This window comes from Corallococcus sp. AB045 (assembly GCF_003668895.1).
GTDB lineage: Bacteria > Myxococcota > Myxococcia > Myxococcales > Myxococcaceae > Corallococcus > Corallococcus coralloides.
The window spans coordinates 1-23,634 of record NZ_RAWN01000155.1; the positions used below are offsets into that span (position 1 = coordinate 1).

Annotated in this window: 20 protein-coding genes and 1 pseudogene; 16 read left to right on the plus strand and 5 right to left on the minus strand. The window is 69.9% G+C overall.

Annotated elements, in window-relative coordinates:
* From D7Y21_RS41980 to D7Y21_RS42335, 9 genes are all read left to right on the plus strand, one after another.
* The coding region (locus D7Y21_RS41980) for a hypothetical protein (RefSeq protein WP_199735507.1) at positions 1 to 825 on the plus strand (825 nt) is incomplete at its 5' end.
* Positions 826 to 956: 131 nt separating this feature from the next.
* A complete protein-coding gene (locus tag D7Y21_RS29565) occupies positions 957 to 1,664 on the plus strand; it encodes a CHAP domain-containing protein (protein ID WP_147443062.1) in 708 nt (235 codons plus the stop codon).
* A 13-nt stretch (positions 1,665 to 1,677) separates the two neighbouring features.
* Positions 1,678 to 2,568 (plus strand): biosynthetic peptidoglycan transglycosylase, encoded by an 891-nt coding sequence (locus D7Y21_RS29570; RefSeq protein ID WP_121717131.1) that lies wholly within the window; start codon positions 1,678 to 1,680, stop codon positions 2,566 to 2,568.
* A gap of 227 nt (positions 2,569 to 2,795) precedes the next feature.
* The gene (locus D7Y21_RS29575; RefSeq protein WP_199735508.1) at positions 2,796 to 4,172 is read left to right on the plus strand and encodes a bifunctional lysylphosphatidylglycerol flippase/synthetase MprF; all 1,377 of its coding nucleotides are present in this window, start codon (positions 2,796 to 2,798) and stop codon (positions 4,170 to 4,172) included.
* 163 nt (positions 4,173 to 4,335) lie between these two features.
* Entirely contained in the window at positions 4,336 to 5,130 is a 795-nt protein-coding gene (locus tag D7Y21_RS29580; protein ID WP_120561010.1) for an alpha/beta fold hydrolase, read from the plus strand.
* A gap of 9 nt (positions 5,131 to 5,139) precedes the next feature.
* Entirely contained in the window at positions 5,140 to 7,143 is a 2,004-nt protein-coding gene (locus D7Y21_RS29585) for an ATP-binding protein (RefSeq protein WP_121717135.1), read from the plus strand.
* A 274-nt stretch (positions 7,144 to 7,417) separates the two neighbouring features.
* Entirely contained in the window at positions 7,418 to 8,728 is a 1,311-nt protein-coding gene (locus tag D7Y21_RS29590) for a cytochrome-c peroxidase (RefSeq protein ID WP_121717137.1), read from the plus strand.
* A gap of 12 nt (positions 8,729 to 8,740) precedes the next feature.
* On the plus strand, positions 8,741 to 9,859 hold the full coding sequence (locus tag D7Y21_RS29595; RefSeq protein WP_014400174.1) for a metallophosphoesterase: 1,119 nt from the start codon (positions 8,741 to 8,743) through the stop codon (positions 9,857 to 9,859).
* Between the two features lie 23 nt (positions 9,860 to 9,882).
* Entirely contained in the window at positions 9,883 to 10,713 is an 831-nt protein-coding gene (locus D7Y21_RS42335; RefSeq protein WP_199724143.1) for a c-type cytochrome, read from the plus strand.
* A 39-nt stretch (positions 10,714 to 10,752) separates the two neighbouring features.
* On the opposite strand, the gene D7Y21_RS41570 is transcribed toward D7Y21_RS42335, so the two are convergent.
* Positions 10,753 to 10,932 carry a hypothetical protein gene (locus D7Y21_RS41570; protein WP_147469409.1) on the minus strand — a complete coding sequence of 60 codons (180 nt, stop codon included), beginning with the start codon at positions 10,930 to 10,932 and terminating at the stop codon, positions 10,753 to 10,755.
* Between the two features lie 30 nt (positions 10,933 to 10,962).
* Positions 10,963 to 11,172, minus strand: a complete 210-nt coding sequence (locus tag D7Y21_RS29605) for a hypothetical protein (RefSeq protein WP_120561013.1) — start codon at positions 11,170 to 11,172, stop codon at positions 10,963 to 10,965.
* Between the two features lie 1,207 nt (positions 11,173 to 12,379).
* On the opposite strand from D7Y21_RS29605, the gene D7Y21_RS29615 reads away from it, so the two are divergent.
* Complete coding sequence (locus D7Y21_RS29615) at positions 12,380 to 14,746, plus strand: hypothetical protein (RefSeq protein WP_121717141.1); 2,367 nt, start codon at positions 12,380 to 12,382, stop codon at positions 14,744 to 14,746.
* A 43-nt stretch (positions 14,747 to 14,789) separates the two neighbouring features.
* On the opposite strand, the gene D7Y21_RS29620 is transcribed toward D7Y21_RS29615, so the two are convergent.
* The 3 genes from D7Y21_RS29620 to D7Y21_RS29630 form a co-directional block, all read right to left on the minus strand.
* Positions 14,790 to 15,824, minus strand: a complete 1,035-nt coding sequence (locus D7Y21_RS29620; protein ID WP_014400170.1) for a rod shape-determining protein — start codon at positions 15,822 to 15,824, stop codon at positions 14,790 to 14,792.
* A gap of 243 nt (positions 15,825 to 16,067) precedes the next feature.
* Positions 16,068 to 16,787: a glycosyltransferase family 2 protein gene (locus tag D7Y21_RS29625; protein ID WP_120561015.1), complete on the minus strand. Its 720-nt coding sequence runs from the start codon at positions 16,785 to 16,787 to the stop codon at positions 16,068 to 16,070.
* 56 nt (positions 16,788 to 16,843) lie between these two features.
* Complete coding sequence (locus tag D7Y21_RS29630; RefSeq protein WP_121717143.1) at positions 16,844 to 18,310, minus strand: aminotransferase class I/II-fold pyridoxal phosphate-dependent enzyme; 1,467 nt, start codon at positions 18,308 to 18,310, stop codon at positions 16,844 to 16,846.
* A gap of 202 nt (positions 18,311 to 18,512) precedes the next feature.
* On the opposite strand from D7Y21_RS29630, the gene D7Y21_RS29635 reads away from it, so the two are divergent.
* From D7Y21_RS29635 to D7Y21_RS29660, 6 genes and pseudogenes are all read left to right on the plus strand, one after another.
* The gene (locus D7Y21_RS29635) at positions 18,513 to 18,824 is read left to right on the plus strand and encodes a hypothetical protein (RefSeq protein WP_120561017.1); all 312 of its coding nucleotides are present in this window, start codon (positions 18,513 to 18,515) and stop codon (positions 18,822 to 18,824) included.
* Positions 18,825 to 18,888: 64 nt separating this feature from the next.
* Positions 18,889 to 19,716, plus strand: a complete 828-nt coding sequence (locus D7Y21_RS29640; RefSeq protein ID WP_120561018.1) for a 2,3,4,5-tetrahydropyridine-2,6-dicarboxylate N-succinyltransferase — start codon at positions 18,889 to 18,891, stop codon at positions 19,714 to 19,716.
* Positions 19,717 to 19,799: 83 nt separating this feature from the next.
* Positions 19,800 to 20,432 carry a cupin domain-containing protein gene (locus D7Y21_RS29645; RefSeq protein WP_121717145.1) on the plus strand — a complete coding sequence of 211 codons (633 nt, stop codon included), beginning with the start codon at positions 19,800 to 19,802 and terminating at the stop codon, positions 20,430 to 20,432.
* A gap of 45 nt (positions 20,433 to 20,477) precedes the next feature.
* The gene (gene dapE, locus D7Y21_RS29650) at positions 20,478 to 21,566 is read left to right on the plus strand and encodes a succinyl-diaminopimelate desuccinylase (protein ID WP_120561020.1); all 1,089 of its coding nucleotides are present in this window, start codon (positions 20,478 to 20,480) and stop codon (positions 21,564 to 21,566) included.
* A gap of 150 nt (positions 21,567 to 21,716) precedes the next feature.
* Positions 21,717 to 22,118 carry a cell envelope biogenesis protein TolA gene (locus D7Y21_RS29655; protein WP_121717147.1) on the plus strand — a complete coding sequence of 134 codons (402 nt, stop codon included), beginning with the start codon at positions 21,717 to 21,719 and terminating at the stop codon, positions 22,116 to 22,118.
* A gap of 221 nt (positions 22,119 to 22,339) precedes the next feature.
* Positions 22,340 to 23,634, plus strand: a pseudogene (locus tag D7Y21_RS29660) (germacradienol/geosmin synthase); the annotation flags it as partial.

A 23,634-nucleotide genomic window follows, 5' to 3' on the forward strand; every position in this document is an offset into this window, starting at 1 on the left:
GGCCTGGTGGGCTCGCGGGCCCTGGCCGTGGCGCTGGGGCTGTCGCCCGGGACGGCGTCCATCGGGATGGGGGTGGCGGTGGGCCTCACGCAGGGGTGGCTCCTCCGGCGCGAGGTGCATGGCGCCGCCGTTTGGGTGGCGGCGTGCGCGGTGGGCTACGGCATGGCCGGGCCGGCGGCGGACTGGAAGGACCACGCCTGGAGGGCGGCGGTGGACGTGGGCGCGACCTGGCGCCTGTCCTCCATTGTCATCACGGCGCAGGCCATGACGTGGGGGGCGCTCGCGCTGTGCACGGCCATTGGCGGTGCGTTCATCCTGTCGAGCCTGCGCACGCAGGTATTGTCCGCGCCCGGTTCGCGGATGCCCGGCGCCGTGGGGCAGTTCGCGGTGCTGGGGCTGGCGCTGCCGCTGATGGTCTCGCTGGAGGCCCGGGAGAAGAGCCCTCCGCCCCTGGAGTTTCCGGCTCCCAACCCTCCGAGGCTGATACAGCCCAGGCCCGCGCGGACCTGGGCCCCCGAGCGGACCCGCTTCCCGAGCCCGCCCGGCGACTCCTTCAGCCCCGGATGCGCGAGCAGGGGCTGCGCGCCGGCGCAGACCTTTGAAGGTGAGACGTCCCCTCCGCCCATGGGCGCCGTGCCTGCCGACCCGGGCCGCGTTCGGGGGGGCACCGTCCACGACTCGCACCTCATGCAGTTGAACGACACGGGCCGGCTGCGGGTGAGGGGCGGCACCCTGTGGAACAACGTCCCGTCGAGTGCCGGGCAGGAATCCTCGAATGGGAACCGGGGCTCCGAGCCGGCAATCCCGCCCGCCGTCGTGCCCTGAGGGATTCAGGGCGCGCGGTTGCCATGGGTGGGAACTTCCTTGCCCAGCGCATGCCGACGGGTGCGCGCGCTTCGTCGTGAGATGGACATGCGCAACGCCGCGAAGACCGGGCACGGCGGTTGCTCTGTCGCGTGCGCATGGGACGAGGCGTGTGGGTGGGCGCGTTGGTGAGCGCGCTGGTGTGGGGCGGGGCGGCTCAGGCAGCGAACAAGGTCACGGCGACGAAGAAGGCCCGGCCGGTGGTCGAGTTGTCGGACCGGGCGCTGTGGCGGGCGAAGTCCTGGGTGGGGATGACGACGCTGGCGAAGATGAGCTCGACGGTGAGCGACGACTGTTCGGGCATGACGCGGTTGGCGTTCCAGCAGCGGCGGTTGGATTTGCTGCCGGACGACGTGCTGCCAGAGGAGAACGGCGTCACGGCCATCCACCGCAAGGCGCGCGCGCTGGGGATGCTGACGGAGACGCCGAAGCCGGGCGCGCTGGTGTTCTTCAAGAACACGTTCGACCGCAACCGCGACGGCCTCATCAACGACGGCCTCACGCACATTGGCATCGTGGAGCGGGTGGGGACGGACGGCACGGTGACGTTCGTGCACAAGTCCGGCGGACTGGTGAAGCGCTCGCGCTTCAACCTCGCGCAGCCGGAGGCGCGCAAGGACGCGAAGGGGCAAGTCATCAACGACTGGCTGCGCCGCAAGGGGAAGAAGACGCGCGGCTACCTCGCGGGTGAGCTGGTGGCGGGCTTCGCGTCGGTGGACGAGCGCTGGCGTTCGCCCGAGACGCGCCTGGCCTCCGCGAAGCTCACCGTGAAGGGTGACGCCCGGACGGCACGGCGCTAGACACGGCCGGAAGATGTCCACCGTCGAAGGTCCATCCGAGTCCCCGAGCCCCGAACCCGCCGGGCCCATCCCGCCGGCACCGCCGGAGGTGCAGCCCTCGCCGCCGCGAAGGAGGCGCTGGGCGCGCTGGGTGTTCGTGGGCGTGTTGGTGCTGGGCCTGGGGACCGCGGCGCTCACGTTCGCCGGGCTGCCGGATGCGAGTTCCCTGGCGAAGGAGAACCCGAAGACGACGGCGCTCATCGAGCAGCGGGCAAACGAGGCGCGCGAGGCCGGGCGCAAGCCGCGCCGGAGGCAGCAGTGGGTGCCGTTGTCCGCGGTGTCCAAGCCCGCGGTGGACGCGGTGCTCATCTCCGAGGACGCGAGCTTCTACCTGCACGACGGCGTGGACACGGTGGAGCTGGCGCGCGCGGTGGGGCAGGCGGTGGAGAAGGGGGAGCTGGGGCGGGGGGCGTCCACGCTCACGCAGCAGCTGGCGAAGAACCTCTGGCTGTCTACGGACCGCAGCCTGACGCGCAAGCTGAAGGAGCTGGTGCTGGCGCACCGGCTGGAGGAAGCGCTGACGAAGCAGCGCATCCTGACGCTGTACCTCAACGTGGTGGAGTGGGGGAACGGCGTGTATGGGATTGAGGCGGGCGCGCGGGAGCACTTCGGCGTGTCCGCGTCCCAGCTCTCCGTGGCGCAGGGTGCGGTGCTCGCCGCGATGCTGCCGTCTCCGCGCAAGCGCTCGCCGTCCAGTGGCTCCCGGGCGCTGTGGAAGCACGCGCACCACGTGGTGGACGCGCTGAAGCTCTACAAGCGCATCAGCGCGGCGCAGGCGGAAGGCGCGCACGCGGAGGTGGACCGGCTGCTCGGCCGGGCTCCCGCGGATGGCGGCGGGGACGACGCGGAGGACGACGGTTCCTGAGCGGTACTACAAGCCGGGCGCCCATGGCAGGGCCGTGCCGTGGGGGCCCGGCTTCCGGCCCTGATTTCCCCGTCAAGGACGTCCTCCTGTAGTGCGTGGGAGCGGCCGGATTGGATCTCCCGCCCGCGAACTTCCTCACGGCCCGTCCCTCCAGGAGGGGCCCTGTCTCCTAGGGCGGCTTTGGCTGGCGGGGCTGCCCGGTGGGACGTAGTTTGAACGCAAACACCATGGCCGACCCCCACCAGGACCCCGCAGGCGACCCGCGCGAGCGGGTGCTGGCGCTGCTCAAGCACCACGGCTGGAACGCGACGTCCTTCCAGGTGCTGCAGCCGGGCTTCCAGTACTGGTTCTCGCCGGAAGGGGACGGGTGCATCGCCTACGTGGACACGGGCGGCGCGTGGGTGGCGGGAGGCGGTCCCATCGCATCGCATGAGCGCGTGCACGACGTGGTGGAGGCCTTCCACCAGGCGGCCCGGAGCGCGGGCAAGCGCGTGAGCTTCTTCGCCACCGAGTCGCGCTTCTCGCGGCTCGTGCCGTTCGAGGAGCTGCCCATTGGCGAGCAGCCGGTGTGGGACCCAACGAAATGGGAAGCGGTGGTGAAGGGCAGCCGCAGCCTGCGCGAACAGCTCCGCCGCGCGCGCTCCCACGGCGTGCGCGTGCGCGAGGTGCCCGCGGAGGTGATGGAGACGGAAGGCCACCCGCTGCGAGCGGCGGTGGAGGTGCTGGCCGAGCACTGGCTCGCGTCGCGCCGCATGGCGACGATGGGCTTCCTGGTGGGGCTGGCTCCCGGAGCCTTCGCCCGCGAGCGCCGCGCCTTCGTGGCGGAGGTGGAGGGCCGCGTGGTGGGCTTCCTGTCGGTGACGCCCGTGTACGCGCGCGACGGCTGGTTCCTCCAGGACCTGCTGCGTGAACCCACCGCGCCCAACGGCACCGCGGAGACGCTGGTGGACGCCGCGATGCGCGCCGCCGCGTTGAACGGGCGCAGGTACGTGACGCTGGGCCTGGCGCCGCTCGCGGGCCCGGTGCGGCCGTGGCTGCGGTTCGCGCGCAGCGCGGGACGTCCGCTGTTCGACTTCGAGGGCCTGCGCTCCTTCAAGGCGAAGTTCCGCCCCGACGCGTGGGTGACGCTCTATCTGTCCCACCCGAAGGACGAACCCGCGCAGTGGGCCATCTACGACGCGCTCCGGGCCTTCGCGCGGGGAAGCCTGGTGAAGTTCGGGCTCGTCACGCTGCTGCGCCGGCCGCGCCTCTTCGTGCGTGCGCTGACGGCGCTGCTGGTGCCGTGGACGGTGCTGCTCGCGCTGCCCATGAGCGCGCACTGGTTTCCCTCGCCGTGGGTGCAGCACGGCTGGGTGGTGTTCGACGTGGGGCTCATCGCGGGCCTGCTGCTGCTCCTGCGCCGCTGGCGCGACGGGCTGGCCACGCTGCTGGGGCGGCTCACCACCGCGGATGCCTGTCTGACATTGGTGCAGGCGTTGGCTTTCAACGCCGCCCGGGCGCGGGGACCTTGGGACTGGAGCATCATCGTCGCGTCGGTGCTCGCTCCGGCGACGGCGTCCGCCATGCTGCTGCGCTCACGCGACCTGCGCGTCCCCGAGCCTTGAGGCCTCCTGGCCCCGGCGATGGATGCTGTCAGGGGTGGACTCTTCTTTCAGGAAGGAAATTGATCCGGAGCGTGGGGACTCCTTCACTCTTACCTGGGGTGGACGGTCCGCCCTCGTGAGCCCAGGGCTGTCCTGGAGTCTTCTTTCTTCATCGGAGCAACCCATGGGCGTTCTCGCCAGGAACAACGTGAAGGTGAAGGGGGAGGGCGCGCAGGCCATGGTGTTCTCCCATGGCTTCGGCTGCGACCAGAACATGTGGCGTTTCGTCGCGCCCGCGTTCGAGCGGGACTGCCGCACCGTACTCTTCGACCACGTGGGGGCTGGCGGCTCGGACCTCGCGGCCTATGACCGCAACCGGTACGGAACGTTGGAGGGATACGCCGATGACGTCCTGGAGATCTGCCGCGAGCTGCGTCTCGAGCGGGCGGTCTTCGTCGGTCACTCAGTGAGCGCGATGGTTGGCGTGCTGGCGGCCATCAAGGAGCCGGAGCGCTTCGACAAGCTCGTGCTCATTGGTCCCTCGCCCTGCTACATCAACGACGGCGAGTATGTCGGAGGCTTCTCGCGCGAGGACATCCTGCAGTTGTTGGAGTCGCTCGACGACAACTACCTGGGCTGGTCCAGCACGATGGCGCCCGTCATCATGGGCAACCCGGACCGGCCCGAGCTTGGCACGGAGCTCACCAACAGCTTCTGCCGCATGGATCCCGACATCGCGAAGCAGTTCGCGAAGGTGACCTTCCTTTCCGACCACAGGGCCGACCTTCCGAAGGTCAAGACGCCTTCCCTCGTGCTCCAGTGCTCGAACGACGTCATCGCGGCGGAAGCAGTGGGCGAGTACGTGTACCGGCAGCTGCCTCATGGCCAGCTGGTCCACCTCAAGGCGACCGGACACTGCCCGAACCTGAGCGCTCCCGAGGAAACGGTCGCTGCGATGAAGCCCTTCCTGGGCTACTGAAAGGGGACGATGCAAGGGAGCGCTGACACGGAGCAGGGGAAGGAGCCTTCCGAGGACTCGGCGGAGGAGCTTTATGAGAACGCTCCGTGTGGCTACCTCTCCACAAGCCCGGAGGGGCGCATCATCAAGGTCAACCAGACCTTCCTGACCTGGACCGGCTATTCCAGGGAGGCCTTGCTCGGCGGCAAGCGATTCTGGGAGCTGCTCACGGTCGCGGGCCGCATCTTCCACGAAACCCACTACGCCCCCCTGCTCCAGATGCAGGGCTTCGTCCACGAGCTCTCGCTGGATCTCGTCTGTGCCGACGGCCGTCCGCTGCCTGCCCTGATCAACTCCGTGCAGAAGAGAGACGCGCTCGGAAGACCCCGGTCCGTCCGGACGACGCTCTTCAACATGACGGATCGCAAGCGCTATGAGCGCGAGCTGCTGATGGCCCGTAGGAAGGCCGAACAGCTGGCCCAGGCCAAGGCGGCGCTGCTCGCGACCCTCAGCCATGAGGTCCGCAACCCCCTCAACGCCATCACCGCCGCCACGCGGCTCCTGGGGATGACGCCGCTCTCCGACAAGCAGTCGAAGTACCTGCGCATCCTCGGCTCCGCGTCCGGCAACCTGCTCGCGCTGGTCAACGACATCCTGGACTGGAGCAAGATCGAGGCGGGCAAGCTCTCGCTGGAGCAACGCGAGTTCTCTCTCCGGGAGCTGCTCGGCGACATCCTGAACGGCCAGGCCGCCCGGGCCGAGGAGAAGCGGCTGCAACTCCAGATGGAGACCGACGAGCGGGTCCCGGCCTCTCTCCTGGGGGACCCGGTCAAGCTCGGGCAGATCCTCACGAACCTCGTGAGCAACGCCCTCAAGTTCACGGAGAAGGGTGGGGTCAAGGTCAGCGTGGTCCTCCGGTCCCGGGACGGCGACGCGTGTGACCTGGCCTTCCAGGTGAGTGATACGGGAATCGGCATTCCACCGGACCGCCTTGCCGCCATCTTCGAGGAGTACACCCAGGCGAACTACGACATCGGGATGAAGTACGGCGGGACGGGGCTGGGCCTCTCCATCAGCCGGAAGCTGGTGGCGCTGCATGGCAGCAAGATGGTCGTGGAGAGCGAGGTGGGAAGGGGAACACGCTTCTCCTTCGACCTGCGCTTGAAGGCCGTGGCGGGGGGCGCCGCCGCCGCCACGGCTCCCAGCAGCGAGTCCTCCCCGCAGGCCCTGCGGGGCCTGAAGGTGCTCGTGGTGGAGGACAACGAGGTCAACACCTACGTGCTCGCCCGTTGGTTCGAGCACTGGGGAGTTTCGTTCGACGCCGCCAGGAACGGACACGAGGCGGTGGAGCGCCTCCGCCAGGGCGGCTACGAGCTCGTCCTCATGGACCTGCACATGCCGGTGCTGGATGGATACGACGCGTTGAAGGTCATCCGGCAGCTCCCGGACGAACGGCTCCGCCAGATTCCCATCATCGCCATCTCGGCCTCCACGCGGGCCTGGCAGGAAAGCAAGGTCCTGGCCTCGGGGTTCACGGACTTCATCGGCAAGCCTTTCGACGAGGGAGTCCTGTTCAGGAAGATGGCGCGGTGCACTTCCCGCGAGGCTCCAGAGGCGCCCGTGCATCCGCCAGAAGCGGCCCCCCGTGCCCCCGTGTCCGCCGCGGACTCCCTGGTCCTGGCGCCTGACTTCAGCTTCACGAAGCTCAAGCAGTGGGCAGCGGGAGATTCACAGGCGAGCGCGGCTCTGGCCCGCTCCTCCGTCCAGGCGCTGGAGCAGGCCCGGCCGGCGCTCACGGCGGCGCTCAAGCAGGGCGCCCGCGACGAGTACGAGCGCGCGTGCGAGGCCATCACGGGGACCCTGCACCTGCTCGAAGCGCACGGGCTCGCGGCAGCCCTCCGCCGTGCCCGGGCACTGCTCGCCGGCAACGCCCCGGACTCCACGCGGGTGCAGGCCGCGGTGTTCGCCATCGACTGGGAGGTGGAGAACCTCGTCGGAGCACTCGTCGCCATCGCGAGCGAGGCCGACGCCTGACCTGCCGGCTCACGCAGGCTCCGTGACTCCGCCTCCCGGCCAACCCCGCGTGGACTTCCTCGTCGCGCACGGACGGAAAGATGAAGCCCACACGTGGCTCTCCTCCCACGGCTGGCGCCCGGTGACGTCAGACGTTCCAATGCCAGACACTTCCCCCTCCCTGGCGACCTAGCAACCGTTGAACGTTTCGCGCGGGTTGCGTGAAATGCGCGGACCGGCCTCGGACCCGGGCGGATGTCCCGCCGCGGCTCCAGAGAACGGGTAGGAGGCGTTCATGCGGCTGCCCTCGGGCGTCGTCACGATGCTCGCCGTGGTGCTCAACTCCGGCGTGGGACTGGCAGCAACTCCCCCTTCACCACCGGCGACCGCGACACCGCCACAGCTGCCGCCGGGCGTCTCCGCGACGCTGTGGCGGCTCGCGGTGCCCAAGGGCTCCGAGCCCACACCGGAGCGGGTGGCGCTGGGGGAGAAGCTCTTCCGGGACAAGCGCCTCTCCGTGGACAACACCGTGGCCTGCATGACGTGCCACGAGCCGGAGCTGGGCTTCACCGACGGCAAGCCGCTGTCCGAGGGCGTCAAGCAGCAGAAGGTGACGCGCAACAGCCCCACCGTGCTCAACGCCCTCTTCAACGCCACCCAGTTCTGGGACGGCCGCGCGGCCACGCTGGAGGACCAGGCGAAGCTGCCCATCCTCAACCCGCGTGAGATGGGCATGCCGGATCCGGACACCGTCGTGAAGAAGGTGCGAGGCATCCCCGAGTACGTCACCGACTTCCAGAAGGTGTTCGGCCGCGAGCCCAACTTCGACGACCTGGCCGTCGCCATCGCCGCGTTCGAACGGATGCAGTTCTCCGGCGACGCGCGCTTCGACAAGTTCATCATGGGCGACGCCAAGGCGCTCACCGCGTCGGAGAAGAACGGCTGGGCGCTCTTCAACGGCAAGGCGCGCTGCAACTCCTGCCACGCGGGCAACGCCGTCTCCCCGCTGTTCAGCGACCAGAAGTTCCACAACATCGGCGTCGCCGCGCACAAGCAGGACTTCGTCACCCTGGCGCGCAAGGGCGTCCAGGTGGTGCGCACCGGCGACGAGAAGCAGATCGACGAATTGGCGCTCAACTCGGAGTTTTCCGAGCTGGGCCGCTTCCTCGTCACCAAGCAGGAGAACGACGTGGGCTCGTTCAGGACGCCCATCCTGCGCAACGTAGGCATCACCGGCCCGTACATGCATGACGGGTCGCTCACCACGCTGTGGGACGTGATGGACCACTACAACAAGGGCGGCGTGGCCAATCCCTACCTCGACGGTGGGATGCAGCGGCTGGGGCTCACCGAGCCGGAAATCGACGACCTGGTGGCGTTCCTCTTCGCCCTCACGGACACGAAGTTCGACAAGCTCAACAAGGAGCAGCTGGCGAAGCAGCGCGCCCGGAAGAACACCCGGCCGGAGCGGGACACCGCCATCGCCATGGGCAAGAAGGGCAACCTGGGCGACCTGGCTCCGAACCCGGATCTGAAGGTGAAGAACCCGGCGGACCTGGGCATCTACGGCGACGTCACCCCGGTGACGACCACCAAGCAGCGGTAACGGAGGCGCGCCATGGCAAACAAGTTCCAGAGCATCGAGACGAAGCACTACGCCGAACGCGACGCCTTCTTCGAGGGCCTGCGCAAGCTGGACCGCCGCGCCTTCATGCGCGTCGCCGGCATCTCCGCCGGCATCGTCGCGGGCATGGGCAAGCTCACGCCCAACAGCTTCCAATTGGTCAACGTGGCGGAGGCGCAGGGGGAGAAGCCCAAGTTCTCCTTCGCGTACATCTCCGACACGCACCTGTACGAGAACAAGCTCAACGACCGCTTCGTACGCGCCATCCTCAAGGCCGTGGACGACGTGAACGCGCTGGACCCCCAGCCGGACTTCGTCCTCTTCGGCGGAGACCTGGCGCAGCTGGGCCAGGCCGGTGAGCTCAAGCTGGGCGCTCAAATCCTCAAGTCCGTGAAGGCCCCCATCAAGATGATGGTGGGCGAGCACGACTGGTTCCTGGACATGGGCGAGCTGTGGCGCGACCTGTTCGGCGCGCCCAACTACTCCTTCGACCACAAGGGCGTGCACTTCGTGGTGCTCAACTCCATCCTGGAGAAGGACTTCTGGACGGAGCGGAAGCTCTCCCCCATGGAGCGCATGAAGATCGTCGCCGGCCTGGACAATGGCATCCAGTCCCGCTTCGAGGTCGGCGCCGAGCAGCGCCAGTGGCTCCAGAACGACCTGGCCAAGGTGGCGAAGACGACGCCCGTCATCGTCTTCAGCCATTCGCCGCTCTACAAGTACTACAAGCCCTGGAACTTCTGGACCGACGACGCGGACGAGGTGCAGGCCATCCTCAAGCCGTACGAGAAGGTCACCGTCATCCACGGCCACACGCACCAACTGCTCAGCAACCGCATTGGCAACATCTCCTTCCACGGGATGCTGTCCACCGCGTGGCCGTGGCCGTACGCGCCGGAGGGCCTGCCCTCGCTCACGGTGCCCATGAACCGCGCGGATCCGTTCAGCCAGTTCGACGGCTGCGGTAACGGCCGCATGGACGTGCTGGAGTCGGGGCTCGTGGACAAGCTCTACAACCTCTGGCAGCGCGACCCCATCACCGTGCGCGCCAGCTACCTGGGCTCCGGTGGCAAGCAGTCCGCGCCTCCCAAGCCCAAGCTGCCCACCTACTAGGACCGGAAGAGGAACTCCCTCCCATGAACCTGCGAATGAAGCTGCTCGTGGTCCCGTGCGCGGCCCTGTCCTTCGCCGGCGGTGTGGCGCTCGCCACGTCCCCGGAGTCGAAGGCCGCCCCCCAGGCGCAAGCCCTGCCCAAGCACGTGCTGCCCGCGTCCAAGGACGGCAACCTGGTGCTGGGCCTGTGCGACGGGGAGACGTCCATGGAAGTGCCCGGCGTGAAGGACGGCCAGAAGCTCACCCGTGCCCAGGCCATCACCGCCACCGCGCAGTTGATGGATGACTGGCGCAAGAAGAACCCGAACGCGAACTGGGACGACGTGCCCGGCCCGGTGCTGGCGCAGGCCTCGCCCCCGGCCACGAAGAAGCCCCCGGCGCCCGCGCCCCAGCCCAACCCCGGCTCGAAGCCCGCGGGCAACGACGTGCGCCAGGGCGGCGTGGGCGCGGAGACGGGCGCGAAGGCGGTGCCCCAGCAGCAGAAGGCCAACCTCCAGACGGGCCACACCTACGGCGCGTACTCCGAGCGCGACGAGCAGGTGTGGGCGGACTCCGTGCAGGCGGCCGTGAAGGACGGCCACCGCGTGTTCCACGACGCGGACGCGCTGGGCGGCACGGTGGGCGTGTCGTGCGACATGTGCCATCCGGACGCGGCCAACACCCACCCGGAGACCTACCCGAAGTACCAGGTGCAGCTGGGCCGTGTGGCGCTGCTGCGCGACATGATCAACTGGTGCATCGAGAACCCGGTGCGCGGCAAGCCGCTGGCGGACGGCGACCCGAAGATGCGCGCGATGGAGGCGTACATCTACGCGCAGCGCAAGGGCGTGAAGCTGGAGTACGGCAAGCACTGAAGCTCGGGCTGACCTCGGGCCCCGGGGCGCCTCATGCGCTCAGGGGCCCTGGAGCAGGGCGATGTAGAACACGCAGAACGGATGCGCGAACAGCGGTCCGTAGGTGATGTGCAGCGGCGTCGGGCGGTGCCGGTTGATGACGCCCTTCGTGGGGCCGCGTACATCCCGGCGCCGCAGGTACGCCCCCAGCGCGAGGGACACCACCCCGACACGAGCCATGCGTTCATGGGGGGAAGCAGCCAGCGTCCGTCACATCCGGCCGAGGAAGAAGCGGACGAGCAGGAACAGCGCCATCGCGTAGGCGTACCCCAGCAGGACGCGACCGGCGATGCGCTGCGGCGTCGGCTTGCGCGGCCCGGCCTCCGGAGGCGGCGCGCGGCGCTGGTCGCGCATCACGAGGAAGCGCCCCAGGCCGAGCGCGACGATGACGGAGATGATCACGAGGTCGAAGGCGCCCATGGCGTGGGAGCTTCGGCCAACGGCCTGACGGGATTCAAGGCAAGTGGCATGCCGCGCCCCGCCAGTGGCGCACTGCACGAGCCGGTCCAACAAGTCTCCGCTGGCCCGATGGGGTGCTCCCCCGGCCGCGGTTGCCCCGAACCTGTCCGACAGTCGGACAGGTTCCTGCGGGTGGGGCGGAGCGGAGGCTTCAGCCAGCCACGGCCTTCAAACCTGTCCGACAGTCGGACAGGTTTCTGCGGATGGGACGGAGCAGAGGCCCCGGCCAGCCACGGTGGCCCAAAGCTGTCCGACTGTCCGACAGGTTTCCTCGGCTCGGATGGCGGAGGCCCCGGCCAGCCACGACCTTCAAACCTGTCCGACTGTCCGACAGGTTTCCTCGGCTCGGGGGCGGAGGTCTCAGTCGCGGCGGCCCAAAGAAGCTGTCCGACTGTCCGACAGGTTTCCGCGCTCGGATTGCGCGACAGCTCCCATCCCGGCGTCCCACACTTGTTGGACAGTCGGACAGGTTTCCGCGGCTCGGATGGTGGAGGCCTCGGTCGCGGCGGCCCAAAGAAGCTGTCCGACTGTCCGACAGGTTTCCGCGCTCGGATTGCGCGGCAGCTCCCAGCCCGGCGTCCCACACTTGTTGGACAGTCGGACAGGTTTCCGCGGCTCGGATGGTGGAGGTCTCGGTCGCGGCGGCCCAAAGCTGTCCGACAGTCGGACAGGTTTTCGCTGGTCGGATGGAGTGCCGCCCCCGGCACGGGGAAGCCCAAAGCTGTCCGACAGTCGGACAGGTTTCCGCAGTTCGGATAGCGGAGGCTCCCTGCCAACCACGGCGGCCCAATGCTGTCCGACAGTCGGACAGGTTTTCACGGCTCGGGTGCCGGGGGCCCTGGTTGGGGTTGTCCAAAGTTGTCCGACTGTCCGACAGGTTCCCTCGGCTCGGATGGAATGGAGGCTCCGGCCAGCCATGGGGGCCAAAGCGGTCCGACAGTCCGACAGGTTTTGGCAGCGCGCCGCCGCCGGGGGGCTCGGCAGGGTTCTTACGTTCTCATCCGTGGGGACGGCCTTCTGGCCCGAGGGCCCGGTGCGGCGATGGATGAGGGTGGCCCTCTTGAGGTCGATGGCGTTCGTTGCGCGGCGAGGCTTCGGGCCATGTCCTGACGGGATTTGGGGCCCGGGGCTTGCCTTCCCCCCGCCGGCACCCGGTTGAATGCGGGCCATGTCCCTCGCCCCTGTCACGGACCCCAGCGGTTTGCTGGAGCGCGCGCCGCGCCTGGCGGAGCTCCTGCCGGATGCCGCGCTGTCAGAGGCGCTCGCGCGGGGTGACGCGTGGGCGGTACACGCGGTGCTCTCACGCCGGCTGGAGCATGAGCCTCCCGGGCCCACGCGGGAGTTGCTGGCGGCGCTGGTGGAAGACCGTGGCGCCTTCGTCATCGCGGCTCGCTCGCCGTCTGCGTCCTCCGTTCTGGGGACGGGTGTCCGGTGGAAGGGCTCGCCTCCGCGCGGCGCCGCCCCGAACGCACCCTTTGTCGCCGAGCGCACCGTGACGGTGCTGGGCGTTCCGGTGTGGCCCCTGGATGGCTACCTCGTGCGCGCGGACGGCAAGGCGCCGCTTCAGGTCATCGGACAGGTTCCGCCCTCGCGCGGCAGGTCGCGCCGCCGCGCGGTGGCCCTGGCCGGGATGGCGCTGGGGCTCTGCGGCCTGGCGGGGCTGGGTGCGGTGTGGCTGGAGGCTCGCAGCATGCGCGCCGTGACGGTCGTCAATGGCCTGTCGCGCCCCGTGGACGTGCGTATCGGCGGCGAGCACTGGGTGGTGGCACCCGGGACGCAGGAGCAGGGGCGCGTGAAGCTGGGAGACGACCTGCTCCGCGCGGTGACGACCTGGCCCGGCCACGAGCCCGTCATCGAGGACGTGTGGCTGCCGACCGACGGCGAGCGGATCCTCTACAACGTGAAGGGCGCGGCGATGCTGGAGGCGGTCCCGGATGACGGGGCCACCTACTCGGGCCCACGCTCCAGGTCCCTGCCGGAGAGCGCCATGGTGCTCCAGCCGGGCGAGCGACTCTCCGTCCAGGCCGCGAACTGGGAGGCCGCCGCGCGCGCCTTCGCGGAAGCAGGACGCTGGGAGTCCGCGGGCCGCGTGGCGTCCTCCGTCGCACAGGTGGAGCCAGGGAATGCCCTGGCGCGGGAGATGGCCGCGCGCGCCCTGCTCATCCTGGACTCGCAGGCGCCGGTGAACCTCCCGGACGCCCTGCGCTGGCGCAACACGCGCGGCCACGCGGCGATGTTGATGCACACCTGGCAGGAGGATCCGGGCGCGCAGGCGCTGGCGCTGTCACTGCTGCGCCTCATTGGAGACGGAGACGCGGCGCGCGCCCGCTACACGGAGCACGCGCAGCAGCACCCGGACTCACCGCTGGCCACCCTCTACCTCCAGCGCGCGAGCCCGCCGTCCCTGGGCACCGCGGAGGCCGTCGTCGCGTATCAGGAGTTGGCGAAGCGCTTCCCGGACTCGCCCGACGTGGTCCGTGCCTGGCTGGATGCGCGCTGGCGCTTCGAGCTGGGGGACTCGCGGCCCTGGAGTGACAGCGAGCGCCAGGACTTCGTCACCGAGACGGCGAGACTGCTGAAGGCACTCGAGGAGAAGCACCCGCCGGACACCCTGGAGGCGCTGGAACTGGACGTGCGCATCCTCCTGCGCGCGCAGCTGCGCGACGCCGCCACCACGCGGGTGCGCCGCTACGCCGAGGACACGCGCCGCAGGACCTGGGACTTCCTGGTGCTGGCCGGACGCACGGCCGCGGCCGCCGGGCCCGAGCACACGTCCTACGTGATGCTCGACTGGGTTCCCCCCGCCCTGGCGCGACAGCCGGAGCGGATGGCGCTGTTGGACCTGCTCACCGGCCAGCGCACCCCCAAGGCGGCGGAGGTCGCGGCGGTGACGTCGCCCGTGGACCGCGCCGTGCTGCGCCTCACCCGGGACGTGCTGCAGGACCCGAAGCGCGCGCTGAAGGATGCCGTGGGCGAGTCCGAAGCCGTGCTGTCCCGCCTGGACCCGGAGGTCGCCGCGCTGCTCGCGCTGGAGCTCACATGGGAGGGGGATGCGCGCGCGAAGAACCTCTTCAACGCGTCGCTGCCGGTGATGCTCGCGCGCGAACCGCTGCGCAACCACGTCCTGTCCGCCTCGCGCGCCACCGGACCGGAGCTCATCCGTCTGGCCCCGGGCCTGCGCGCCGCCGCCACCCTGGTCCACGCCCGGCGCGACTCGCAGGAGGGCTACCCGGTCTTCGTCCAACGCCTGGATGGCCTCGCTCGCGTGGACGCGCTGGGAGGCTTCGCGGTCCGCGCCGCCGGCCCCTGGATGCGGCGCGCGTTCGACGCCTGCATGGACACGAAGGTGGAGCGCCCAACACCGCCGGGGATGCTCCTGAGAGGCGCCGTCGTGGAGGAGATGGCCCGCCAGGAGGACGACCGGGAGGGCCGCCGCCCCAACTGCGAGGCGCGCATCGTCACGCCCACCCGACTGCCGCTGCCCCGGGCCGCCGCCACGACGCCGGCCGGAAACGCGAACGGCGCCGACCCCTGAAACCGGGTCCGGCGCCGTCACGGTGCAGCGGGAGCGGGGAACCTCAGCCCGGCTGGCAGACCTGGCGGAGGATGTCCAACGACTCCAGCGCCTTGCCCGCGCCAATCACCACGGCGGACAGCGGGTCCTCCGCGAGGAACACCGGCAGGCCCGTCTCCTCACGGAGCAGCGTGTCCAGGTTCTTGAGCAGCGCGCCGCCACCGGCCAGCACGATGCCCCTGTCGGCGATGTCACCGGCCAGCTCCGGCGGCGTGCGCTCCAGCGTCAGCTTCACCGCTTCGACGATGCCGTTGACGGGCTCCGCGAGCGCGTCGCGCACCTCGTCGCTGGACACCGTCAGCGTGCGCGGCACGCCGGCCACCAGGTCGCGACCCTTGATCTCCATGGTCATGACCTCGTCCGTCGGGTACGCCGTGCCGATGCCCATCTTGATGAGCTCCGCCGTGCGCTCACCGATGAGCAGGTTGTACTTGCGCTTGACGTACTGGATGATCGCCTCGTCCAGCTTGTCGCCGCCAATGCGCACGGACTTGGCGAACACGATGCCCGCGAGGCTGATGACCGCGACGTCGGACGTGCCACCGCCGATGTCCACAATCATGTTGCCGCTGGGCTCCGTCACCGGCAGGCCCGCGCCAATCGCCGCGGCCATGGGCTGCTCGATGAGGTAGACCTCGCGCGCGCCCGCGTTGGCGGCCGCCTCACGCACCGCGCGGCGCTCCACCTCCGTGATGCCGGACGGGATGCCGATGATGATGCGCGGGTTCACCAGCGTCTTGCGGTTGTGCGCGCTCTGGATGAAGTAGCGCAGCATCGCGGCGGTGATTTCGAAGTCGGCGATGACGCCGTCCTTCATGGGCCGGATGGCCACGATGTTGCCCGGCGTCCTGCCGAGCATCTCCTTGGCCTCCTTGCCCACGGCGAGCACCTTCTTGCCGCCGCGCGAGTCCTGCTGCACCGCCACGACGGAGGGCTCGTTGGACACGATGCCCTGGCCGCGGATGTAGATGAGCGTGTTCGCCGTACCCAGGTCGATGGCGAGGTCGCGCGAAAACAGGGTGTGGAGCCAGTCGAACATACGGGGACGGAAACTTTCGGAAGGGCCGCGAAACTCCCCGCCCTTCAGACGGAGTGCGTTGTCGAAACTACTACGCGCCGCGATACGGAGGAAGAAAAGCCGGAACCCCTCGCAGGGTGCCGCTCGCTGGACAACCAACCGCACCCGCCCGTCTGTTCCCTTGTCCCCATTCGGAGCGCGCTTTTCTTGAAGAACCCGTGCCGCATCCTCCCCCGGACAGCGGCCGGGCGGACGTCCGGGCTTTCAGCGCTTCAGGGCGTACTTCCCGATGGCGTAGAGGGCGCGCACGCCGTCCTTCCAGCCAATCTTCTTGCCCTCCTCGTAGGTGCGCCCGTGGTAGCTGATGGGCACCTCGAAGACGCGCCAGTTGCCGCGCGCCACCTTGGCGGTGATTTCGGGCTCGAAGCCGAACCGGTCCTCCTCCACGTGCACGGAGCGGAGCACTTCCGCACGGAAGGCCTTGTAGCAGGTCTCCATGTCCGTGAGGTTCAGCCCGCTCGTCATGTTGGAGAGCATGGTGAGCAAATTGTTGAGGACGGTGTGCCAGTAGTACAGCACCCGGCGCGGCGACCCGATGAAGCGGCTGCCGAAGACGACGTCCGCGTCACCGTCGAGGATGGGCTGGATGACCCGCGGGATGTCCCGGGGGTCGTATTCCAGGTCCGCGTCCTGGACGAGGATGATGTCCCCCGTGGCCTCGGCGAAGCCCCGGCGCAGCGCGGCCCCCTTGCCCTGGTTGTTCTCCTGGAAGAGCACGCGGATTTCGTTCCGGTTCTGCGGCGTGCCCCCCAGGATGTCCAGGCCCTGTTCGGACAGCTGGCGCAGGAATTCGCGGCTGCCGTCCTTCGAGCAGTCGTCCACCAGGACGAGCTCCTTGGGGAAGTCCACGGCGATGCAGCGCCGGAGGATTTCCGCCAGGGTGGGAATCTCGTTGTAGACGGGGATGACGAGCGAGACGAGCATGGCGGCCCCGCCCTATCGCATTTCCCCCGCCAGGGCGACTCCCTTGCTCACAAAATTCAGGGCCGGGCCGCGCTCCGGAGCGCGTCCAGCAGGGACTCCAGGTCCGCGTCCCCGGTGAGCGGGTGGATGAGCGTGGTGCGCAGGTACACGCCCCGGGGCAGCCGCGTCTGCACCAGGTAGAAACTCCCACGGGAGACCAGCGCTTCACGCAGGCGGACCTGGAGCGCGTCCCAGCCCTCCGGCGGCACGTGCGCGGGGGTGTGGCGGAAGCAGACGATGTTGCAGTCGGGCTCCAGGGCCAGCTCGAAGTCCGGGGCGGCGGTGAGCATCCCCGCGAAGCGCCGGGCCTGGTCGTAGGAGGCGGTGACGGCCTCCTCGAAGACGCGCGTGCCCAGCACGGACAGGCACGCGTAGACCTTGAGCGGCATCATCTCCTTGGTGCACTCCAGCGTGCGCAGGCCCACGTCGCTGTAGGGGCGCGCGTCGTCGCCGTCGCCGTGGAAGAGGTAGTGGGCCTCCTGGGAGAAGGCGTCGAAGGAGCGCGCGCCGTCGCGGAAGAGCACGGCCGTCACCAGCGCGGGCATGAGCAGCCCCTTGTGCGCGTCCCACACCACGGAGTCCGCCCGCTCGATGCCCTTCACCTGCGCGCGGTACTTCGGGCTCAGGGCCGCCGCGGCCCCGTGCGCGCCGTCCACGTGGAACCACAGGCCGTGCGCTTGTGCGAAGTCCGCCACGGGCTCCAGCGGGTCGAACGCGCCGGTGGCGGTGGAGCCCGCGCTGGCCACCACGGCGATGGCCTTCCTCCCCGCGCGGGTGGCCCGGGCGAGCGCGTCCTCCAGGGCGTCCGGCCGCACGCGGAAGTGGTCGTCCACGTCCACCGGGGTGAGGCCGCCCTCGCCCCAGCCCATGATGCGGACCGCGCGGGCCAGGCAGTAGTGGGCGGAGCGGGGGACCAGCACCGTCAGGGGCGGGCCCGCGTGCGCGCCGCCGTTCCACGCGTCGTAGCCGGCCTTCGCCTGACGGGCGGCGAGCAGGGCGGTGAGGTTGCCCGCGCTGCCGCCGGAGGTGAGCACGCCCCGGGCGCTCGAAGGCAGGCCCAGCTTCGCCGCCATCCACGCGAGCACGTGGTGCTCCATCGCGGTGGCGACAGGGCCCATCTCGTACACGGCCATGCCGTTGTTGAGCAGCGACGACACGGCATCGCACAGCGCGGCCAGCGGCACGGGCGCCGTCACCTGATGTCCCACGTAGCGCGGGTGGTGCAGGTGGTGCGAGCTCTCAAGTACGCGCGCCATCAGTGACGCGAAGGCCTGGGACACCTCCGGCGCCGGCTCCTCCGGGAACGCCGTGGCGAAGCGCTCCTGGTTCACCGCGGGCGGGGCCCAGGGCAGCACCGGCATCGTGCCCCCGGCGAGCGCGGCCTTCAGGTAGTCCGCGAGCTGATCCATCAGGGCGTGGGCGGTGGTCCGGAAGGCCTCCGGTTCATAGGCGGCGCGCAGCGGCGGGAAGACGGGGGTCGTCATGGCGGGCGCACGCTAACGGGAGCGCGTCTTCCAGGTGCGGGAAACCCGGACACGAGGGGCCGGACGGGCTCCAGGCCGTGCGGCCGGTGGACCTGTTCCGCTCTTGGGGCGACCGGGCGGGCAGGGGCCCGGCGAAGGGGCGGGCTGCTCGCGGCGCCCACGGGCCGTCCCCACCTTTCCAACGCACAGGAGGAGACGACCGATGGCTTTCGACGACACGCCGTCCGAACGGCGCTCCATCATCAGCGGCATGCGCGTCCGCTCGGCGGATGGGACGCTCCTGGGGTACGTGGCCCTCATCGGCCAGGAGCATCTCTACGTCCGGCGCTCGCCCTTCGTCCGCCATCGCCACTGGAAGGAGGCCCCCCTGTCCGCCGTGGGCCGGGTGCTCCAGGGCGCCGTCATCTTGAAGGAGGGCACGGGCCCGCTGACTCACGCGGATGCCATGTTTCACGGCGAAATCCCGACACAGACCCTGCCCCTGGTGCTGGGGCCCGAGCCGTCGCACGCGTGAGGCCGTCCGGCGGTGGACACCGGGGAGGAGCGCGGACACCTGAAGTGTGATTCAACTCGGCGTCATGGCGACATCCCTCGAAGAGCTCTCCCAGCGGGTGTCCGCGGCGTTCGCGGACCGGGCGAAATTGAAGGACGCGGACACGGTGGCGGCGGTGCGCGAGACGCTCGCGCGGCTGGACACCGGGGAGTTGCGCGTCGCGGAGAAGGGCCCGGAAGGCTGGCGGGTCAACGCCTGGGTGAAGGAGGCCATCCTCCTGTTCTTCGCCGTGTCGGAGATGCGGGTGATGGAGGTGGGCCCCTTCGAGTTCTACGACAAGGTGCCCCTGAAGAAGGGCCTGGAGGCGGCGGGCGTGCGCGTGGTGCCGCCGGGCACCGTGCGCTACGGCGCCTTCGTGGAGCGGGGCGCGGTGGTGATGCCCGGGTACGTGAACATCGGCGCGCGGGTGGGCGCGGGCACCATGGTGGACACCTGGGCCACCGTGGGCTCCTGCGCGCAGGTGGGCCGCAACGTTCACCTGTCCGGCGGCGTGGGGCTGGGCGGCGTGCTCGAGCCGCCCACCGCGTCGCCGGTCATCATCGAGGACGGCGCCTTCCTGGGCAGCCGCTCCATCGTGGTGGAGGGCGTGGTGGTGGAGGAGGAGGCGGTGCTCGGCGCCAACGTGGTGCTGACCGCGTCCACGCAGATCATCGACGTCACCGGGCCCCAGGAGGTCATCCACAAGGGCCGCGTGCCGGCGCGCAGCGTGGTGATTCCGGGCATGCGGGAGAAGCAGTTCCCCGCCGGGAAGTTCATGGTCCCGTGCGCGCTCATCATCGGGCAGCGCAAGGCGTCCACCGACCAGAAGACCAGCCTCAACGCCGCCCTGCGGGACTTCGCCGTCGCGGTGTGAGCCTGCGACAAATCCGGCGCGGGCGGGGTCGCGTATAGGTGTTGTTACGCGACTTGTTACGGCCGCGTCGTTTTCAGGAGAGCATGGAACACCTCGACGACATCCTCCCCGAGTGGCTGCTCGGGGCCCTGGAGCCGGCCCGGCACGACGCCGCGGCCCGGCACCTGGATGGCTGTGCGCGCTGCCGGGCGGAGGTGGCCCGGCTGACGCCCGCCGTGGATGCGCTGGGGGCGCTCGTGGAGCCGGTGGCGCCCCCCGCCTCGGTGCTCACGCGCCTGATGGAGCAGATGGAGGGGCCCGGCCGCTTCGCCCGCCAGGCCGGGAAGGTCGCCGCGTTCCTGGACCTGGCGGAGGCGCGGGCCCGCGAGCTGATGGAGTCCATGGCGGAGCCCTCCAACTGGATGCCCGGCCCGGTGGAGGGTGTGGAGCTGATGCCGGTGGAGACGGGCCCGGCGCGCGAGGGGATGATGGCCGCCGTCGTGCGCCTCCAGCCCGGCGCCCGCTACCCGCGTCACGCGCACCTGGGCCGCGAGTGGAACCTGGTGCTGGAGGGCGGCTTCCGCGAGGACTCCGGCCACGAGGTATGGCCGGGGGATGAGCTGGAGAAGACGGACGGCTCGCTGCACGACTTCACCGCGCTGCAGGGCCCCGCGTGCATCTGCGTCACGGTGTTGGATGGCGTGACGTCCTTCGAGGACCTGTCCGACGGCGCCTGACGGGACGATGTCCCGGGCCCGGGCGGGGAGTATGGTGCTTCGCGCATGGCCTCCACCGACCTCGCCACCCGACTCGCCCAGACGACGCTCGAGCTGTGCCGCATTGAAAGCCCCATTGGCCACGAGGGTCCCATCGCGGACCACGTGGAAGGCTGGGCGCTGAAGCACTTCCGCCGCGAGGAGGTCTTCCGCGTCGGGCACACGCTGCTGTTGGGCTCGCTGGAGGACCCCCGGCCCACGGTGGCGCTCATCGGCCACCTGGACACGGTGCCCATGCACCCCGGGGATGTGGGCCGCGCGCCGCGCATCGAAGGGGAGCGCGTGCACGGGCTGGGCGCGTCCGACATGAAGGGCGGCGTCGCGGTGATGATGGCGCTGGCGGAGGACCTCAAGCGCGACGCTCTGCCCGTCAACGTGGCCTTCCTCCTGTACGAGCGCGAGGAGGGCGCCTACGCGGAGAGCGGCCTCATCCCGCTGTATGAAAAGCGGCCGGACCTGTCCCGCGTGAAGTTCGGCATCGCCATGGAGCCCACGGACGGCGTGGTGCAGGTGGGCTGCGTCGGCAGCATGCAGGTGACCGTCCGCTTCACGGGGCGCAGCGCGCACTCCGCCCGGCCGTGGCAGGGGGAGAACGCCATCCACAAGGCGGGGCCGCTGCTCACGGAGCTGCTGGGCCGCGAGCGCGTGGAGGTGAACGTCGCGGGCTTCCCCTTCTACGAAGTCATCAGCGCCACGCTGGCCAAGGGCGGCCGGGCGCGCAACGTGGTGCCGGAGGCGTTCGAGCTGAACCTCAACTACCGCTTCGCGCCGGGCAAGAGCGTGGCGCAAGCGAAGGAGGACGTGCTGGCGCTGGTGGCGGGCCGCGCGGAGGTGGAGTTCACGGACGCGTCCCCCAGCGGGCCGGTGGCCGCGGGCAACCCGCTGTTCCAGCGGTTGATGTCGCTCACGGGGCTGCCCGCCGCGTCGAAGCAGGCGTGGACGGACGTGGCGCGCTTCGGTGAGTGGGGCGTGGACGCGGTGAACTTCGGACCGGGTGAGACGGCGCAGGCGCACCAGCTCCACGAGAGCGCGCCCATCCCTCCGCTGGCCGTGGCGTACGAGAAGCTGGCCGCGTTCCTGAAGGGCGCGGCGTAGCGGCCCGCGTGGCGTCGTGCGCGCCGGGGCCGGATTCTCGGCCTCGCACGTGAGCGTATTCGTCAGGTGGAGTGCATCTGCGCGGGAGGCATGCGTGCACTTCTGGCGGTTGCGTTTACCCTTGCAGGGTCGTCACCCTGGAGGTTGTTGATGCACGCCGAGTCGAACATGCAGGACCCGAACGAGACCCCGTCGTCCAACACGATGCTGCCGGTTGGTGAGGCCACGCCGTCGCGCCGCCGCTCCTCCGGCGCGCGCAAGGGCGCCCGCAAGGCGTCGTCCCGCCGCACGGGGGCCGCGAAGAAGGCGACCTCCAAGCGCACCACCGCGAAGAAGGCCGCGGGCAAGCGCACCGCGAAGAAGGCCACCAGCAAGCGCGGCACGGCGAAGCGCGGTACCGCGAAGAAGGCCACCGCCAAGCGCGGCGCCCGCAAGGCCCCGGCCCGTCGCGCCGCCGCTGGCCGCACCGCGCGCAAGACGTCCGGTCGTGGCTCGTCCACGCGCAAGACGTCCGCTCGCAAGAGCTCCGCGCGCCGTTCCACGCGCCGCTAGAAGGTCACGCGTGGGTCACGCGGGGAGGCGGAGGCCCCCGGGAAGGGCCGCGCTCCCCGCGGGAGACTCTCTCCTTCTCATTCGCTGATCCGAGTGGGTCATCCGCCATCCCCGTGAAACCTTATTCAACTGATTAAGCAATATTTCCTGTTAAAACTGTTGTCCGTGGTGCTGCCCACTGGACGACAGTACAAGCCCCTGGGGTCCAACGAGGGGTGGAGATGTCCAAGGGGAAGCAGAAGCAACCGTTCCAGCTGCCGGATTTCTACGTGCCGTGGCCGGCGCGCCTGAATCCGAACCTGGAAGCGGCCCGCGCGCACACCAAGGCATGGTCCTACCAGATGGGCATCCTGGGGCCGCCGCGGGATGGCACGGACCGCGAGGTCTGGTCCGAGCGCCGCTTCGACGGCATGGACTACGCGCTGCTCTGTGCGTACACGCACCCGGAGGCGCCGGGCCCGGAGCTGGACCTCATCACGGACTGGTACGTCTGGGTCTTCTACTTCGACGACCACTTCCTGGAGGTCTTCAAGTACTCGCGCGACGTGGCGGGTGGGCAGGCCTACCTGGACCGTCTGCCGCTGTTCATGCCGCTGGACATGTCCCCGCCGCCGGAGCCGGTCAACCCGGTGGAGCGCGCGCTCTGGGACCTGTGGCAGCGCACCGTGCCGTCCATGTCCATGGATTGGCGCAAGCGCTTCTTCGAGAACACCAAGCACCTGCTCGATGAATCGATGTGGGAGATCGAGAACATCAGCGAGGCGCGCATCTCCAACCCCATCGAGTACATCGAGATGCGCCGCAAGGTGGGCGGCGCGCCCTGGTCTTCCGACCTGGTGGAGCACGCCGTCTCCGCGGAGATTCCGGACCGCGTCGTCAGGAGCCGGCCGATGCGCGTCTTCAAGGACACGTTCTCGGACGCGGTGCACCTGCGCAACGACCTGTTCTCCTACGAGCGCGAACTGGAGGAGGGCGAGCTCTCCAACGGCGTGCTGGTGGTGGAGAAGTTCCTCGACTGCGACACCCAGCGCGCGGCGGACCTGGTCAACGACCTGCTGACGTCGCGGCTCCAGCAGTTCGAGACCACGTTCGCCACGGAGCTGCCGTGGCTGTTCGCGGAGTACGGGCTCAACCCGGTGGAGCAGGCGCAGGTGCTCACGTACCTGCGCGGCTTGCAGGACTGGCAGTCCGGCGGCCACGAGTGGCACATGCGCTCCAACCGCTACATGAACCAGCACTCGGAGGAGCGGCCGGCGCTGTCCATCCCCGTGCCCTCCGGTCTGGGTACCTCCGCGCTGCGGATTCCGCTGACGCCCGGCGGGCTGGGGCTGGGGCCCCGCTCCCGGTCGCTGAGCCACGTGCCCCGCCAGTACGTGGGCCCCACGAAGCTGCCGAAGTTCTACATGCCGTACAGCACGTACTTGAGCCCGCACCTGGACCGCGCGCGCAAGAACTCCAAGGAGTGGGCGCGCGGTCCAGGTGCGGGCTCAAGTACGTGCTGTACGGCATGTAGAAC